General features: G+C 34.8%; 16 protein-coding genes, 1 other RNA gene and 1 pseudogene. 12 read left to right on the top strand and 6 right to left on the bottom strand.

All coding sequences use genetic code 11. The features are described 5' to 3' along the window. Positions 1-133: 133 nt before the first annotated feature. The 3 genes from K2F26_RS15325 to rsmH all read left to right on the top strand — a co-directional run bounded on the left by K2F26_RS15325 (position 134) and on the right by rsmH (position 1,797). A complete protein-coding gene (locus tag K2F26_RS15325; RefSeq protein WP_220608512.1) occupies positions 134-559 on the top strand; it encodes a hypothetical protein in 426 nt (141 codons plus the stop codon). A gap of 29 nt (positions 560-588) precedes the next feature. Further along, a complete protein-coding gene (locus K2F26_RS15320; protein ID WP_220608511.1) occupies positions 589-819 on the top strand; it encodes a hypothetical protein in 231 nt (76 codons plus the stop codon). An 81-nt stretch (positions 820-900) separates the two neighbouring features. After that, on the top strand, positions 901-1,797 hold the full coding sequence (rsmH, locus tag K2F26_RS15315; protein WP_220608510.1) for a 16S rRNA (cytosine(1402)-N(4))-methyltransferase RsmH: 897 nt from the start codon (positions 901-903) through the stop codon (positions 1,795-1,797). Between the two features lie 163 nt (positions 1,798-1,960). Here rsmH and ssrS read toward each other — a convergent pair. The 3 genes from ssrS to K2F26_RS15300 form a co-directional block, all read right to left on the bottom strand. Beyond that, positions 1,961-2,144, bottom strand: a non-coding RNA gene (gene ssrS / locus K2F26_RS15310) — 6S RNA. A gap of 112 nt (positions 2,145-2,256) precedes the next feature. Continuing rightward, positions 2,257-3,411 carry a 5-(carboxyamino)imidazole ribonucleotide synthase gene (locus K2F26_RS15305; RefSeq protein ID WP_220611897.1) on the bottom strand — a complete coding sequence of 385 codons (1,155 nt, stop codon included), beginning with the start codon at positions 3,409-3,411 and terminating at the stop codon, positions 2,257-2,259. Beyond that, complete coding sequence (locus K2F26_RS15300) at positions 3,408-3,899, bottom strand: pentapeptide repeat-containing protein (RefSeq protein ID WP_220611898.1); 492 nt, start codon at positions 3,897-3,899, stop codon at positions 3,408-3,410. The genes K2F26_RS15305 and K2F26_RS15300 overlap by 4 nt, the downstream gene beginning before the upstream one ends. A 427-nt stretch (positions 3,900-4,326) precedes the next feature. Here K2F26_RS15300 and K2F26_RS15295 point away from each other — a divergent pair, with 427 nt between their 5' ends. After that, complete coding sequence (locus K2F26_RS15295) at positions 4,327-4,650, top strand: slr1957 family protein (RefSeq protein WP_220608509.1); 324 nt, start codon at positions 4,327-4,329, stop codon at positions 4,648-4,650. A 91-nt stretch (positions 4,651-4,741) separates the two neighbouring features. On the opposite strand, the gene K2F26_RS15290 is transcribed toward K2F26_RS15295, so the two are convergent. Further along, the gene (locus K2F26_RS15290) at positions 4,742-5,884 is read right to left on the bottom strand and encodes an IS4 family transposase (RefSeq protein ID WP_220611721.1); all 1,143 of its coding nucleotides are present in this window, start codon (positions 5,882-5,884) and stop codon (positions 4,742-4,744) included. 160 nt (positions 5,885-6,044) lie between these two features. Between K2F26_RS15290 and K2F26_RS15285 the strand changes: the two genes are divergently transcribed. The 4 genes and pseudogenes from K2F26_RS15285 to K2F26_RS15270 all read left to right on the top strand — a co-directional run. After that, entirely contained in the window at positions 6,045-6,467 is a 423-nt protein-coding gene (locus tag K2F26_RS15285; protein WP_220608508.1) for a DUF29 family protein, read from the top strand. A 245-nt stretch (positions 6,468-6,712) separates the two neighbouring features. Continuing rightward, a complete protein-coding gene (locus K2F26_RS15280; protein ID WP_220608507.1) occupies positions 6,713-6,985 on the top strand; it encodes a BrnT family toxin in 273 nt (90 codons plus the stop codon). After that, positions 6,969-7,235 carry a BrnA antitoxin family protein gene (locus tag K2F26_RS15275; RefSeq protein ID WP_220608506.1) on the top strand — a complete coding sequence of 89 codons (267 nt, stop codon included), beginning with the start codon at positions 6,969-6,971 and terminating at the stop codon, positions 7,233-7,235. The genes K2F26_RS15280 and K2F26_RS15275 overlap by 17 nt, the downstream gene beginning before the upstream one ends. Positions 7,236-7,331: 96 nt before the next feature. Next, positions 7,332-7,682 (top strand): annotated as a pseudogene (locus K2F26_RS15270) (ATP-binding cassette domain-containing protein); the annotation flags it as partial. Between the two features lie 134 nt (positions 7,683-7,816). On the opposite strand, the gene K2F26_RS15265 reads toward K2F26_RS15270, so the two are convergent. Further along, entirely contained in the window at positions 7,817-9,736 is a 1,920-nt protein-coding gene (locus tag K2F26_RS15265) for a GTPase family protein (protein WP_220608505.1), read from the bottom strand. 221 nt (positions 9,737-9,957) lie between these two features. Between K2F26_RS15265 and K2F26_RS15260 the strand changes: the two genes are divergently transcribed. From K2F26_RS15260 to K2F26_RS15250, 3 genes are all read left to right on the top strand, one after another. After that, positions 9,958-11,277: an AAA family ATPase gene (locus tag K2F26_RS15260; protein ID WP_220608504.1), complete on the top strand. Its 1,320-nt coding sequence runs from the start codon at positions 9,958-9,960 to the stop codon at positions 11,275-11,277. Beyond that, entirely contained in the window at positions 11,262-11,906 is a 645-nt protein-coding gene (locus K2F26_RS15255; RefSeq protein WP_220608503.1) for an RloB family protein, read from the top strand. The genes K2F26_RS15260 and K2F26_RS15255 overlap by 16 nt, the downstream gene beginning before the upstream one ends. Positions 11,907-12,388: 482 nt before the next feature. Further along, positions 12,389-13,261 (top strand): SDR family NAD(P)-dependent oxidoreductase, encoded by an 873-nt coding sequence (locus K2F26_RS15250; protein ID WP_220608502.1) that lies wholly within the window; start codon positions 12,389-12,391, stop codon positions 13,259-13,261. Between the two features lie 206 nt (positions 13,262-13,467). Here K2F26_RS15250 and K2F26_RS15245 read toward each other — a convergent pair whose 3' ends face one another. Further along, positions 13,468-14,046: a hypothetical protein gene (locus tag K2F26_RS15245; RefSeq protein ID WP_220608501.1), complete on the bottom strand. Its 579-nt coding sequence runs from the start codon at positions 14,044-14,046 to the stop codon at positions 13,468-13,470. 54 nt (positions 14,047-14,100) lie between these two features. Between K2F26_RS15245 and K2F26_RS15240 the strand changes: the two genes are divergently transcribed. Beyond that, positions 14,101-15,588, top strand: coding sequence for a polysaccharide deacetylase family protein (locus K2F26_RS15240; protein WP_220608500.1), 1,488 nt, complete (start codon positions 14,101-14,103; stop codon positions 15,586-15,588). Positions 15,589-15,642 lie beyond the last annotated feature (54 nt).

The raw sequence follows: 15,642 nt of genomic DNA, 5'->3' as shown, positions 1-15,642 counted from the left end.
ATGGAATTTTTATCACTAAAGACTAGAATCTGATTTAGTAATTAATCAAGGTATGAATCAATTAGACGCTCATGAAATAGCTCAAAAGCAATATCCCTGGTCTATAATGATAAATAAAGGAGAATAGTTAAAAATGAACCAAGCATCTGAACAAAAATTTTCTGCAGCATTAGATATTTGTGAATCATTAATTGATTATAAATATCGTCCTACAAATTTAACCTATCAAGCAATAGAGTTATTTTGTGAAATTGGTGAAAATCCTGGAAAATTATTAGAATTATGTCAAAAATATTCTAGTAAAATCGCCAATGTATGTGATATTATTTATGAATATGCAACAAGTCTAGATAATTGGCGTGTTGATTGTCCACTTGGATTTGGCGCAAAAGATCATTGTAGCTTTTTGAGCTTTTTTCTCAATATTGATCGTTGTCAATTTGAATACTTTACAGATAATTTTACAACACCAGAAGAAATTGCTCAATTGTTCCAAGATTGGAGGGGAATTGATTTACAAAGTTTAATAAAAATGCAAAAAACACCAACATTTCTATAAACTTAAAATTGTAGCTTCAGTAGATATTTATGAAAGAATTAATGAAACTGCCTTCATCTTGGCTACCCAATGGAATAAACCTGAATCTTGCAGATCAATTTCGTCCTTTTTCTTTTACAGAAGATTTACAAGTTCGTTTAGAAGAACTTTTAGAAAGGAATAAAGAAAATCTACTAAATTCTGATGAAAAAGCAGAGTTAGCTGGTTTATTAGAATTAGAAAGGATTTTTAGTTTTATTAATGCTAAACTGGCTTCTTAGTACAATTAAATTATCTGCGTTCATCTGCGTTTAATTATCAATGATTTTTCCTCAAATAATAATCCCAATATCAATAAATTAATGAATCAATCAGATTTACAAACACCCCTAGATTTAGATGAATTTACTTTCTCCCATATTCCTGTTCTCAGTCAGGAAGTAATTACAGGTTTAAATATTCAACCAAATGGCCATTATTTAGATTTAACAGTTGGTGGTGGTGGCCATAGTCGGTTAATATTAGAAAGTGCTGAAAATACAAAAATTACAGCAGTTGATCAAGATTTAGATGCTTTAAAAGCAGCACAAGAAAATTTAACAGAGTTTGGAAATAGGGTGAATTTTATTCATCGCAATTTTGCTAATTTTCAATTTCCTGCAAATACTTATGATGGCATTTTAGCAGATTTGGGGGTGAGTTCATATCATTTAGATAACCCAGAAAGAGGTTTTAGTTTTAGAAATACTGCTAATTTAGATATGCGAATGAATCAGCAACAATCTTTAAGTGCTGCTGATATAATTAATGAATGGGATGAACAAGAATTAGCGGATATTTTCTTTAAATATGGTGAGGAAAGACTTTCTCGGAAAATAGCTAGAAGAATTATAGAAAAGCGTCCTTTTCAAACTACCACAGAATTAGCAAATGAGATATTCTATTCTGTTCCTCCTAAATATCGTCATGGAAGAATACACCCTGCAACTCGCGTTTTTCAATCTTTAAGAATTGCGGTTAATGATGAGTTAAAAGTATTGGAAACTTTGATAGAAAAAGCACCTCAAAGTTTAGTTACTGGGGGAAAAATTGCTATTATCAGTTTTCACAGTTTAGAGGATAGAATAGTCAAACATGGTTTAAGAAACTCGGAGTTATTGAGAATATTGACAAAAAAACCGATTATTGCAACAGAAGAGGAAATAAAAAATAACCCGCGTTCTCGTTCTGCTAAATTGAGAATAGCAGAAAGGAAGTAAATTAGGTGACAGGTGACAGGTGACAGAATTCAAAATCTTTGACTGTCTAAGTTTTATGATCACTGTATATTCTCATTCACCTTCCAAAAATCAAATTATCCCCGACTTCTCAAAGAAAGCGGGGATATGAAAGTTCAATGTTTTTAGTTTTTAAAAACTTTTTGAGTTCACCACAACGCCGTTTTACCTAAGTTTATGACCTGGGTAAACCAGGTGGGAACGGGTGTTGCTTGTTTAAAGTTTCCGAGTACAAGCTCGGTTTACTGCCACAAGAACGAATTGGTTCCCTTTTCGTTAAAGACATAGATCAAAAAACTTGAGGGCAGTCACCAACGTCGTAGTGCAACTAATTCATTATAACTGTGAAAACCGATTTGTGTAGAGGGGGGTGAAAATTTTTTTGTGATTCAGTTGTCAGTCATTTTTCAACCATCTTCCCTGTCACCTGTCACCTGTCACCTAACCAGGATACCATATAGATTCTATGGTTTGGATGATAGACTCTATAGCATCTCGGTTTTGCTGTGCTAATAATACTGTGATGTGTCCGAGTTTGCGACCGGGACGAGATTCGCTTTTCCCGTACCAGTGCAGATAAGCATGGGGAATTTTCCCTAATTCTTGTCTTTGCTGTGCATAATCGCTGTATGATTTTTCATACCCTAGCAGGTTAACCATCACAGCACCAGCACAATGTAAACTTGTATCAGTTAAAGATAACCCAGCAACTGCTCTCAGGTGTTGTTCAAACTGGGAAGTTGTACAAGCATCTAGGGAAAAATGTCCAGAGTTATGAGTTCTGGGTGCAATTTCGTTGATCAGTATTTTACCATCAGCGGTGATAAATAACTCAATGCCAAAAACGCCGACTACATCTAAGCTGTTTAATATTGTATGAGCGATCGCATTAATTTCTGCTGCTTGTTCGGGAGTAATATCCGCTGGTGCAATAACTCGACGACAAACTTGTTGTTTTTGTTGGGTTTCCACCACTGGATAAGTGACTATTTCCCCAGTCACAGAACGCGCTGCAATTATAGCTAATTCTTTGGTAAAAGGGACAAAAGCTTCTACTAAGAATTGTGCATTACTTTGATTTATTACTGTTGACAAAGTAGCCAAATCATGAATAATAAAAGTTCCCTGGCCATCATAACCATGTCGTCTAGCTTTGAGAACTACAGGAAATCCTAAATATTCTATTTTTGAAGCTATATTTGAAGCTATATTTTCAGAAATTTCTGATTTTTCGATAGCGAAAAAATGCGGAACTGGTAATTTTAAATCCCGAAAATAGCAACGTTGATGATATTTATCTAATAAAGGAGATAAAGCTGCTAACCGGGGACGGAAACAAACACCTTTATTCTCTAACAAAGATAAAGCATCTAAGTTAACAAACTCATTTTCAAAGGTGATGACATCGCATTTTGTAGCTAAAATTTCCGTTGCTGCTGCATCATCAACTGCGGCAAAAATGGTATCCTTCGCAATAGATACAGCGGGATCACTTTTGCTAGGAGTTTGTACTATTAATTCTAATCCTAGTTTTTTCGATCCATCCCCCATCATCCAGGCCAGTTGTCCACCACCAATTATACCAATACGCTTTATCGACATCCCAAAGACTCACGAGTATTAACACCTGTTTTAGAATTGACACCATTAGCTTTTTGACATAGCTCTTTAATTTGCGCTCTATCTAAAATTGCATCACTAAAGTCTGCACCTTCAATGTTGACATCAGTAAAAACGGAACGCAGCAAAATAGCTTCTAAAAAAACGGCATCACTTAAATCAGCCCCATTTAATTTTACTTCATTAACCATCGCATTGGTTAAATCTGCTCCATGTAAATTTGCTTGTGTCATCACGGAAGCACTCAAAACCGCTCCCCGCAAGTCAGCACCAGTAAAGTTAGCCATTTCTAAGTTAGCGTTAGAAAACTCCGCAGCTTGTAAATTTTGTCCTGAAAAGTCGTGTCTTCCCAACTCTGCATTACTAAATGATAGGGGATGAGTCCAGGTTGCTGCTAGTGCTGGAAATGCTACACACCAGATCATAACCGCTAAAAGCAATGCTAAACCTTTTCGCAAATACATCATTTCTTAACCAATTGTAATATTTTATGTATTTCAGTTTACCTCATTCTCTTGAGAAGGATATAGGTTTTGCTTAATATTTTTTCATGTGATTTTCTTGTCTTCTGGGAAAGATGCTTTAAATTCTATCCAAAGTTTGATAAATCAATTATTCCTGAAGAAGTTAGCTAATACTCATCTTTTAATTTACATTTATTGATATTCATTAATTCAAGTAAAGTTTATTATCTTTTGTTGCCAACCATCTCTGTTCCCTGCTAGTCTGTTGACTAAGAGCAGCAACATTAACAACTGCACTCAAATTTTCGATTAATTTAACTATTATGGCATTAGGGTTAATTCTATAGCTATCTGTTAGCTTGTTAGGAATCTCTGTTCAATCTATATTCATTGACGACTCAAACAGAAAAGTGGAATTTGTATGTTCATGATCAATCATTACTCTATCGAATGGATCGAAGCTTGGTGCATAGAAAACGGCTGGACAGATTTATTTATGGAACGTCGTGGTAACTATTGGGCATTTCCTCCTGGGGGAGTTATGCCAGAACCAATTCCAGTTAATGTTTTGAGAGTAATTAAAGAACAACATGGTTTAACAAATGATGAGTTATTTTGGTCAATAACGGCGGTATTGGTTACCATTTTATCTGTGATTTATACCTTTGTTTTCAAATCTCCAATGCCTTTGGTTTTTGCTTTCGCGTTTAATGCAGTGACAGTGGCACAGCTTGAACTGGAAGATGATTAGATTATTAATTTTGGCGATTTTGGTACTTGGGAAAAACTGCTTTCTTTAACAGTGAAAAAGAGAGCAGTTACTGAAGGGGAGACGAAATAAGCTACAAGACAGACTCTATAAGCCTCATAGCTCTTAGACCTTGTTGATAATTCTTACGTTTATTGCGATTTAATCTCATTAATTCCATGACCATATCCATACAAATTTCCTTGAAATTAACCCAAGTTTGACCATATAATCCAATATAAAAACTACTATGTCTCCGTTCTGTTCGACCATATTCTTTGATGCGGGAAACATATTTCTGTATTCCTTTACGTTTGATTTGTTGACCTTGAATTGTTGCGGAAGAGTAAGCAATTGCTATTAATAAAACCAGAGAAATAAAGCGTTCACCAGTTACATTAGTCTCTTCTAAATTGTAGCCTCCTTTTTTGAAATCTCTAAACATTTCTTCTATATCAAATCTCCTTTTGTATGCAGCAATAGCTAATTCCAGACTATCAAAATTGGTTAAGATAAACCACCCTTCTTTGGGTGATACTCCGTTGATTTTACGCTTCCATTTACACGCCACATTAAAACTGATGAAACCACGAGTCTTTGTTACCTTCACGCCTTTAATAAAAAACGATACGCCCGGTGCTAAACCAAGACTATTTAGCTCATAAAAAATATCTTTTTCAAATTCTACAAATTCGTTCTTTTTTAATCGCAGGCAAAAGTATACACCCAAGCTCTGAAGGTACTTAGCGAGTTTTACTGAACAAAATTCTCTATCACCTAATACACATACCTTATAGTTTTGAAAAAGTGGCATTACTTTCGCTAATAACTGTTGTTGCTCAGATATGTTACTGTTCCCTAATTTTGGCAATAATTTAAAATATATGGGAAATGCTCTTTTATCCCAAATTACACTCACCATAAATAAATTTATTCGATTCCAATTGGTTCTATCAATTGCTACATAAATTATTTTTTCCTTGGTAAAGTATATTGATAACCATTCCTGAATAATGGGAAACCAAATTTTTTCAATTGTTAGATTTGGTAATGATAAAAATCTTTGTATTCTTTTTCTTCTACTTTCAAATTTAATTGGTAACGGTACGCCATTCGCTAACCTTTCTAAATTCACATTTTTAATTGACTGTAAGATGTTCACCAAAATTTTGAGGAACAGATATTCTGCTAAACTCAATTGACTTTTTAAGTGCTTTTGATAGAATAAGGGTAACATTTTCATTCTTATTGGTCTTATTGACAATAGCTGACCTATCTTTTTTTACCATAAATCGTTACGTTCTTTATACCGTCTTGTTTTCAGCCTTGTTTGTCGCCCCGTCAGGAGCAGTTATTAATTTTATTGTAAGCATTTATTAGTAATTTCACAGTGAATTATGGAAGAATTATTAGAACTCAGAGAATTAGTTATTACAGGCAACTTAGAAGCTGCCCTAAATTTAATAGATGAATTAGAGGAAATGAGCAAAGAAGATAAAATTAATAAAATTTATAGTTATTGTGTCATTTTGTTAGTTCACTTAATTAAACAACATTCAGAAAAACGCACAACTAATTCCTGGGATGTTTCTATTCGTAATGCTACGGATGCAATTATTAGAGTTAACAAACGTCGCAAATCTGGAGGTTATTATTTGAACAAAGAAGAACTAGAGGATATTTTGTTACAGGCTTATGATCGAGCTTTAGATAATGCTGCTTTAGAAGCTTTTGGGGGAATTTATGATGGATTAACTTTAAAAAATATGATAGACCAAGAATTGATTATAAAAGAAGCTTTAAATTTAATTCTAACTTGAATGTATGGTAAAGATATGATAATTTACATAAGCATTCAGCTATGAGTAATCAGCAATCATTTTATAACAGCAAAAACAAAGATTTAGCAGTATTAATTGAAGAAATTGACACTCTGTGTATTTGTTCTCATTCTTTGTATTTTAGCCTTGAAAGCTGATAGCTGACGATAGTCTGCTTCAGAAGCCGCTATAAGTCGGTTTATTCTCTCTTGTTCATAATTCCCCAAAATACATATACTATATGTATGCAAGTTGAATGGAATCCTAAAAAAGCTAAAAGCAATTTACAAAAACACGGAGTCAGTTTTTCTGATGCTGAGGCTGTGTTGTTTGATCCTTATGCACTTTCTTTTGAAGATCAATCAGCACAAGGTGAACAGCGATTTATTATTATGGGTATGGATCACCTTTGGCGGTTGCTAGTGGTAGTCTATACCTATCGAGGTGATAACATTCGCTTAATTTCTGCCCGTCCTGCTACTGCTAAGGAGAGACGTAAATATGAAACCGGAATATGATTTCGATCAGGCTAAACGGGGTGCGATCATCCCACAAGAAGGTAAAACTCGCATTACCATCTATATTGATAATGATATCTTAGAAGCGTTTAGACAAAAAGCAGACGCTGAAGGGAAAGGTTATCAAACAATGATGAATCAAGCGTTACGACAATATCTCGATCTAGCCAAACCCCCTTTAGATGAAGATACACTACGCCGGATTTTTCAAGAAGAACTGCGGGCTGTAACTTTTGTTAGTTCAGTTTGATCGCTCCTCTATGGTATAATTGACTAGTTGCAATAATTAAAACAATAACTTCCGAGATATTATAGTTTCGGAAGTTTAACTTATTTTTTATTAATTATTGATAAATTACCTGATAAATATTTTACAGTATTAGGTGAATTTGGGGCGAATTTATCAGGAGGTCAAAGACAAATATTAGCGATCGCCAGAGCTATTGTCAACGATACACCTATTTTAATTTTAGATGAATCAACATCAGGATTAGATCCCATTAGTGAAGCCTATTTATTAGATGAATTATTAGCATATCGTCAAGGAAAAACAACTATTTTGATTAGTCATCGTCCCAGCGTCAATAGCAGAGCAGATGAGATTATTTATATGGAAGAGGGACAATTGAAATTACAGGGAAATTTAAGTGATTTGATGAAAATTGAGGGAGAGCATTTAAAATTTTTCACCTCTTGAAAATTATTTTATTTCACATACTCAAGTTTTTCTAAAATTCAGTTATCTAATCCTCTGCCTTTTGTTAAATTAGAGTCAGAGACTCTATGATGGCATTCCCAGTCTGAGACTGGGAACGAGATAAAGAGATACTCCTAACTTCTGACTACTGACTCCTGACTCCTGATATAATAATTAAATCTTTCCTGCATTTGTTCAATGGTTAAATTCTGAGTCCAATATTCTATTAAAGCATGACCAAATGCCCAAGCATTAGTATCTGGGTTTCCAGAATTTTCTAACAACAAAGGCCAAAGAGATAATAAATCAAAATTGCGTGATTTTTCCCTATCTGTATTTAATAGTGGAAACAGTTCATAAGCTATCTGCAATTTACCAATAACTATGGGTAATTGTTCGACGGGAATTTTTTCTGCTAACAGATAAGCAAGGGTTGGTGAACCTGTTGATAAGGTAGAAATAAATTGCAAAACTGGACTTTTTAAAAGTGCGGTAAGTCCTTGGGTTGTTGCCATTTGAAAGGTGTAATGATCTATTATTTTGGCAGATTCGCTAATGCGGGTTTCTAAGTTGCGTAAAAAACGAGAGAGACGTAATTGTTTAGCAGGATCTATTGTTGATAATAATCCTAAAGATAATTCGTCTATATTCCAAGCATTACGACCTGTTTTTACATCATTAGTAACTATTGGTAAAATTAAATTAGAGAAACTTCCTAACAGTTGATTTCTATATTCTGTTGCTTCTCTAATAGAAATTTCTTTGGGTTTATTTCCCGTTTCCCAATTATAGGGAGGTTGCCATTCTCTAATCGGACGCAGTTTATCTACTTGGGTAATAATGGTAATAATGGGTAAATCTGCGACTTCTTTTTTAATGTCTTGGAGAAAGTCTACATCCATTTGTAAAGCGGGATCAAGTGCCGGAGTTACTAATAATAATAAATCGGCTTTTGTGGCATAATCAATCACTAAATCCCGCAAATCATCCCGTTTTACTTGTTCATAACCGGGTGTATCACAAAGATTGAGAATTTCACCGCTTTCTGTTTGCCAATGATAGGTTTTAATTTCATCGGTGCTAGGTAAAACGTCAACTTCTGCTAGTTCACTTTGAAAAAGTGTATTAATTAAACTGCTTTTACCTGCGCCATTTCTGCCGACAATAAGAATGTTAACTGGCTTTTGTTCTACCTTTTCTGGTGGTTCTGCTTGGGTGATTAGATCCCGTAGAGTTTGGGTTTTTGTTTCTGGTAATTTGGGTGTGGGTAATTCAATTTTTGTCTCTGCATAAAGGGATATTGCTTGTTGACATAAGTTTCTCAAAGCGGTTTCTCTGATTACTTGATTCAAGTTAATTAATAATTCTTGAGAAGCGCGATTACCAATACCTTCACTTGCTTTTTTAGCTACCGCAGCGACAGGATTTAAAAACCATTGGGCGAAATTCCAAGCTTTTAAAAATTTGCGTGCAGATGGTTCTAATTTGCGGTAAACTTCATAAGCTTGATAAGTTTGTCCGACGGTAACTTGATTAAGAACAGGGGATAATTTCTGCATCCATTTATCCATGTCATCCACAGTACCGCGAATAAGTCCATAGACTTGAGGGATGTAAATGTTAAGCAGGGGATATTTAATTTCTGGGTTATAAATTTGGGCGATCGCAATTACTAAATCTTGACATCGCTGCCAAAATGTTTGCCAATCTTCCCAAATTGGACGATCATTTTGAGCATCATTGATAACTTTTTGTAATGCAATTTCTATTTGTTGGGTTTTGTCTTTTCCTGTGGATATATCTATATTATTATTGCTGCTAGATTCCAATTCTTTTCTGACTTCGTTAAAGACATTTTCAATTTGATTAACAGCAGGTTTTGTCCATTTTACTAACAACCATCTCCAGCCTACAAATATAAGGGTAAATATACCCCAAATCCAATTTATTCCCCAAGCGTGAATTTGCATTCCTGCGGATATGAGGAGGAAGGTAATAATAAGTGCTATGGGTGAAACTAAGATGATCCATTGCCAGAGTTTAAAACGTACCATATTTTGATACCTGTTTTTGTCGTGTTTTGTATATTTCTATTTTGAAGCTAATACTTGTGTAATAGTTAGTTGTGTGTAACAAAGTGTAATTATTTGGTGGTAATAGTCCGCAGTAGCTGTAAGTTAATATAACAAGTTTTGCTGAAAGTGGAGATTTTTGAGAAATTACGATAGGATTTATGTGAATAAATCACAAAAAATTGCCTCTTGTACCTTAAATTATGCTTTTAGATTTTACCGTAGAAAACTACCGTTCCATTAAAGAACCTGTTACCCTAAGCGCGATCGCTCAAAAACCCAGTCGTCGTAAAACCAGCGAAAGCAGCAAACGCAAAGGGATAAAATCAGATCATGAAATTGCACCTGGGTATTATGTGGAAGGTTGGGATATCGAAGTTTTACCTGTTCTGGCAATTTTTGGCGCTAACGCATCAGGTAAGAGTAATGTAGTTCAAGCATTGAATTATTTACTAATGATGATGACTGATGGTATACAGGGAACTACAAACCGCCAAATATTTTTTAAATATGCCAAACTAGACCCTTTTAAATTAGATAGTATCTGTACTAAACAACCCACAAGATTTGAGCTAAGAACTATATTTGATAATAATATTTATACTTATTCCTTAGAACTTAACCAACATTGTGTAATTTCAGAAAAGTTGGATTACGCATTGCATAGCACTAAAAGAAATCGGCGTTTATTTCATCGTCAATGGGATGATAATACAAAAAAATATATCTGGAAAACTGGTGATGATTTCGCTGGACCACATAATCAACTACAACAGAGTATTAAAAAAAACGAATTATTTATGAGTACATTAATAAAAATAGAAATAAATATAATTAACAAAATATTAAAGTGGTCTAAAGATAATTTGGCTAGTATTTTTTTAGTTAACGATAAACTTAAATTTAAATTTACACAAAATCTATTAATAGATGAACATGATTTTGGTTCTAAACTCATACTTGAAGAGTTAGTTAACATGATCACAAAATTTGATACTGGACTTTCTGGAATAGATATAAAAAAGAAATCTGAAGAAGACTTTGAGTACAATATATATGCTGTGCATAAAACTCATGAAGGTAAAGAGATTTCTTGGAATTTAGATGAAGAATCTTTAGGGACACAGCATCTCTTTTATTTAGCATTTCAGATAGTTTTAAATATTAAAATAGGTAACTTAATAATTATAGATGAATTAGGGACAAATCTTCACCCAAATATTGTAAAATATATTATTAAAATGTTTCAAAATCCCAAAACCAATCCAAAAAACGCTCAACTGATTTTCACCAGCCATGATAACACATTACAAAGAAATAACTTACTCAGACGAGATCAAATATGGTTTACCCAAAAACGCCCAGATCATAGTACAGAATTATATCCTTTAACTGATTTCCATGTCAGAAATGATTTAGCCATAGATAAAGCTTATTTAGATGGACGCTTTGGAGCAGTTCCATTTTTACCATTAGATGAAGAAATGATATTACAGGGTGATGAGGAATGGCCAGAAAGTTAGAACGTCGTCAACCGAGCAGAAAAATAACTCAAAAAATCCTCATTGCTTGTGAAGGAAGCAAAACCGAACCAATTTATTTTAACAGCATTCGCAATGATTTACGTTCACCCACTTTAGAAATTATTGTATTACCTCCTCAAAAGAAAACAGATCCAGGTAATATCATTGAAAGACTTATTGAAGAAAGACAAAAGATGAAAAATGAGAAAAGATGGACTACAAATGATACTGCTTGGGCTGTTTTTGATGGGGATGAACATATTGAAAGAAGTAGAGAAAATTGGCAAAATGCCATTAATAGAGCTAATACTCAAAAAATAAATTTATCCATTACAAATCCTTGCTTTGAACTTTGGTATTTAATTCATTTTCAAGATCATTTATCACAAATAAATCGAGATAAATTACTAAACTTACTCAATAAACATATTCCAGAATATGATAAATCAATGTCTCTCTTTCCCAAACCATTAAAATCATTAACTGAAACAGCTATTCAACGTGCTGAAAAAATAGCCAAGCAGATAGAACGCGAGGAATTATATAAATATTCCAATCCTTGTTGTAGCGATTTACCTAAATTAATCAGCAGTTTATTAGGTTTAAAAAATAGCAATATTCAGTCATAAGTATATTATACAAAAATAATCTTTTATAGTCCGCGTTTATCTGCGTGTATCTGCGTTTAATCACTATCCAAATCCTACTCCATCCAAATATCAAAGAATCAACACGGAGATAACTCTGTATTAATAAAAACTTATATTACTAAATTACCGCATATATAATATAACATTGTGAAGAATTGTTAAGAAATTCTTATTAAAAAATATTGCAATCCCTTGATTTAGTTGCTAGTGTGTGTAGTGGCAACATACTGGTAAAAGCTCGGATCTAAAGAGAGGTAAAACCGATGCGCTGTATATACTCTGCCAATGAACTTCAGTTTTGAGAAAACCATCGTCAAAACGAGAAATTTCTACCTTGTCAGCAAAAGAGGGGTATTGCAGATGAGTAACAGAAAAATCTCGTGTGAATAGAATTACCATTCATCGTCTTACCCAGAGATAGGAAAAGAAAGGGAAGGCGGAAAATTTGGAGGTGAAAACCGATGAATATTCAAGGTAAAGTTGCTCTAATTACGGGGGCCTCTCGTGGCATTGGAAGAGCGATCGCATTAGAATTAGCCCAGCAAGGAGTAAAGCGGTTAATCTTGGTAGCACGCGATCGCCAAAAATTAGCCGAAGTTGCCCAAGAAATCGAAAAATTAGGAACTCAAACCACAATTATTGCCTTAGACTTAACCCAACCAGTCAGCGTCAATATTGCGATCGCCCAAATTTGGAAAAATCACGGACCCATACACCTGTTAGTCAACTGTGCCGGGATCGCATACCAAAACTCATTTCTGCAAACCAAACTTCCCCAAGTGCAAGAAGAACTTTCCGTCAACTTATTGGGAATGTACACCCTCACAAACTTAATAGCGCGACGCATGGCCAGTCAAAAAGAGGGGACAATAGTTAACGTTTCCAGTCTCATGGGGAAAGTAGCAGCGCCAACAATGGCCACCTATTCCGCCACCAAATTTGCCATTTTAGGATTTACCCAAGCTTTGAGAAGGGAACTAGCAGAACATAACATCCGCGTTGTGGCCTTACTTCCCACCCTCACAGACACAGACATGGTGCGCGACTTAAAACTATTTCGCGGTGTCACCCCAATGACACCCCAACAAGTAGCCCAAACCCTGATCATCGGACTGCAAAAAGACAGATCAGAAATATTAGTTGGATGGCAATCTCATTTAGCAGTTTGGTGTCAAAACCTTGCCCCTTGGTTACTAGAAATAGTATTACAACTAGCAGCACCAAACAAACAACCTCAAACCAACATCATCAAGAATTTTGTCACCAAAATCCAACACTTTAACAACTCACTGTTTTCTAGAAATCGTCTAGCTTTTGGTTCAGCCCGTAAGTAATTGTCAATAATTCCATCCCCCTTCATACCACATCTCTGAAACACAACGCCTTAATTTTAATTACTTAAAAAATTTCCACTTTGCGAACTTTGCGAACTTTGCGGTTTATTAAAAAAAAACGAACCATAAAGGACACAAAGCACACAAAGAAAAGAGAGCTTCAGAGACAGAAAAGCCCCCCTTTTTTAAGGGGGGTTAGGGGGATCTTAATTACTTTTCCTTTTCACGTAAAACCGAAAATAACCAAACCAATAAAATACATTCACAGCAACCAACAAAACCCCACCCAAATAATTTGCAATACCAGGAAATAAATAAATTGTTGCCCCCAAGACCAACAAAATTTCTACAAAAGCAGCAATGCGCCCATAATGCTTAACATCCCAATAAGAAACCGGACTAATAAAACGATAATTACTAAAAGGAAAAAAATGACGATGTGCATCATGATTATGAACAGGCAAATCTAACAAAGAGTGCAACACCATACTAATAAAACCAACCTCAATTATTTGCCAATTCCCAAAATGAGAAATTAAAACCCCCAGCAAAGCTAGAGGAATAGAATGAGACGTACTCACAATAAACTGCCAAAAAGGTTGATAATAAACCTCAGACCAAATCTGCCGTTCTGGTAAACGGTAAACAAACTTCATCAAAAAATAGAACACAAATATGGGAATATCAGGAAGGATTGCACCGATGATAATAGCCGGACTTGCCTGAGTTCGTAATTGTTGATTAAAAATTACTAAATTGAGAATTGCGTGACTTGGGGTATTCATTGCTAAATATCAGGGCAAAATTGACAGTTATACCTGATTTTGGAAAAAACGAAAATGTTAAAATTACCATCTAATCTGCCCAATTTACCCGAAATCATTGATGATTTACCAAATATATCAGGTTGGGAAAAAGAAGTTCTATCTGTAGTAAACCATAATCAACCTGTATTTTTACCAACAACAAATATTAAATTAGCAGATGTAAAAGCAGTATTTGCGATCGCTCTCCATATGCACCAACCCACTATACCAGCGGGACATAATGGTTCACTGATCAGCAACCTGCAATATATGTTTGAACACCAAAACGAAGGAGACAACCACAACGCAGGACCATTTGCTTATTGTTATAGTCGCATGGGAGAATTTATTCCTGAATTAGTCCATCAAGGTTGTAATCCCCGTGTCATGTTGGATTATTCTGGTAATCTATTATGGGGACTGCAACAAATGGGAAGAAATGATATTTTAGAAAATCTCAAACGCATAACCTGTGATTCCACCTATCAACCTTATGTAGAATGGTTGGGAACAATGTGGAGTCATGCAGTCATTCCTTCCACACCCATAGCTGATATTAAACTACACATTATTGCTTGGCAACATCATTTTGCAGCAATTTTTGGATGGGAAGCACTAGCAAGAATTAAAGGATTTTCACCCCCAGAAATGCACCTTCCCAACCATCCAGATACCCTATTTGCATTTATCAAAGCCCTCAAAGAATGTGGTTATCGTTGGTTATTGGTGCAAGAACATACCGTAGAAACAATTAACGGTGAACCTCTAATTTATAAACATTTACCACATCGTTTAATTGCTCGAAATTCCCAAGGAGAAAAAGTTAGTATTACCGCATTAATTAAAACCCAAGGTTCAGATACTAAATTAGTTGCCCAAATGCAGCCATACTATGAAGCGAAAACTTTAAATAAACAACAATTAGGTAATGTTTTAGTACCGCCAATTGTCAGCCAAATAGGTGATGGTGAAAACGGTGGCGTGATGATGAATGAATTTCCTGGCGGTTTTAAACAAGCTTGGTGGGATATGTTAGAAAATGGGGGAGGTAAAAGTGGCGTTGTCGGTGTTTGTGGTACAGAATATTTAGAATTACTAGAAGTTGCTGGTTGTCAACCAGAAGATTTTCCCCAATGTCAACCCATCGGACAACATCAAATTTGGCAGCGAATAGCTACAGATAATTATCAACCAGATGCTGTAGAAAATGCCATTCAAGAAATTAAGAAAACTAACTCTAATTTCCATGTTGACGGTGCATCATGGACAAATCATATTAGTTGGGTACAGGGATACGAAAATGTTTTATCTCCGATGTATGAATTAAGTAATTCATTTCATGAAAAATTTGATAAACTCTTATCCAATCAATCGAGTGAACCTGTAACTAGAGAAACCCACTACCGCCAAGTTTTATTACATAATCTATTATTGCAAACAAGCTGTTTCAGATATTGGGGACAAGGAGTTTGGACAGATTATGCAAAGGAAATTTACCAACGTGGTAAAAATTTAATGTAAGTATTCAGCCATAGGACTCCTATTTGATTTTTGATAGCTTGCGTGGCGTAGCCA

Source organism: Sphaerospermopsis torques-reginae ITEP-024, assembly GCF_019598945.1.
Taxonomy (GTDB): domain Bacteria; phylum Cyanobacteriota; class Cyanobacteriia; order Cyanobacteriales; family Nostocaceae; genus Sphaerospermopsis.
The sequence above is the reverse complement of the archived record's forward strand: the minus strand, read 5'-3'. Positions and strand labels throughout refer to the sequence as shown.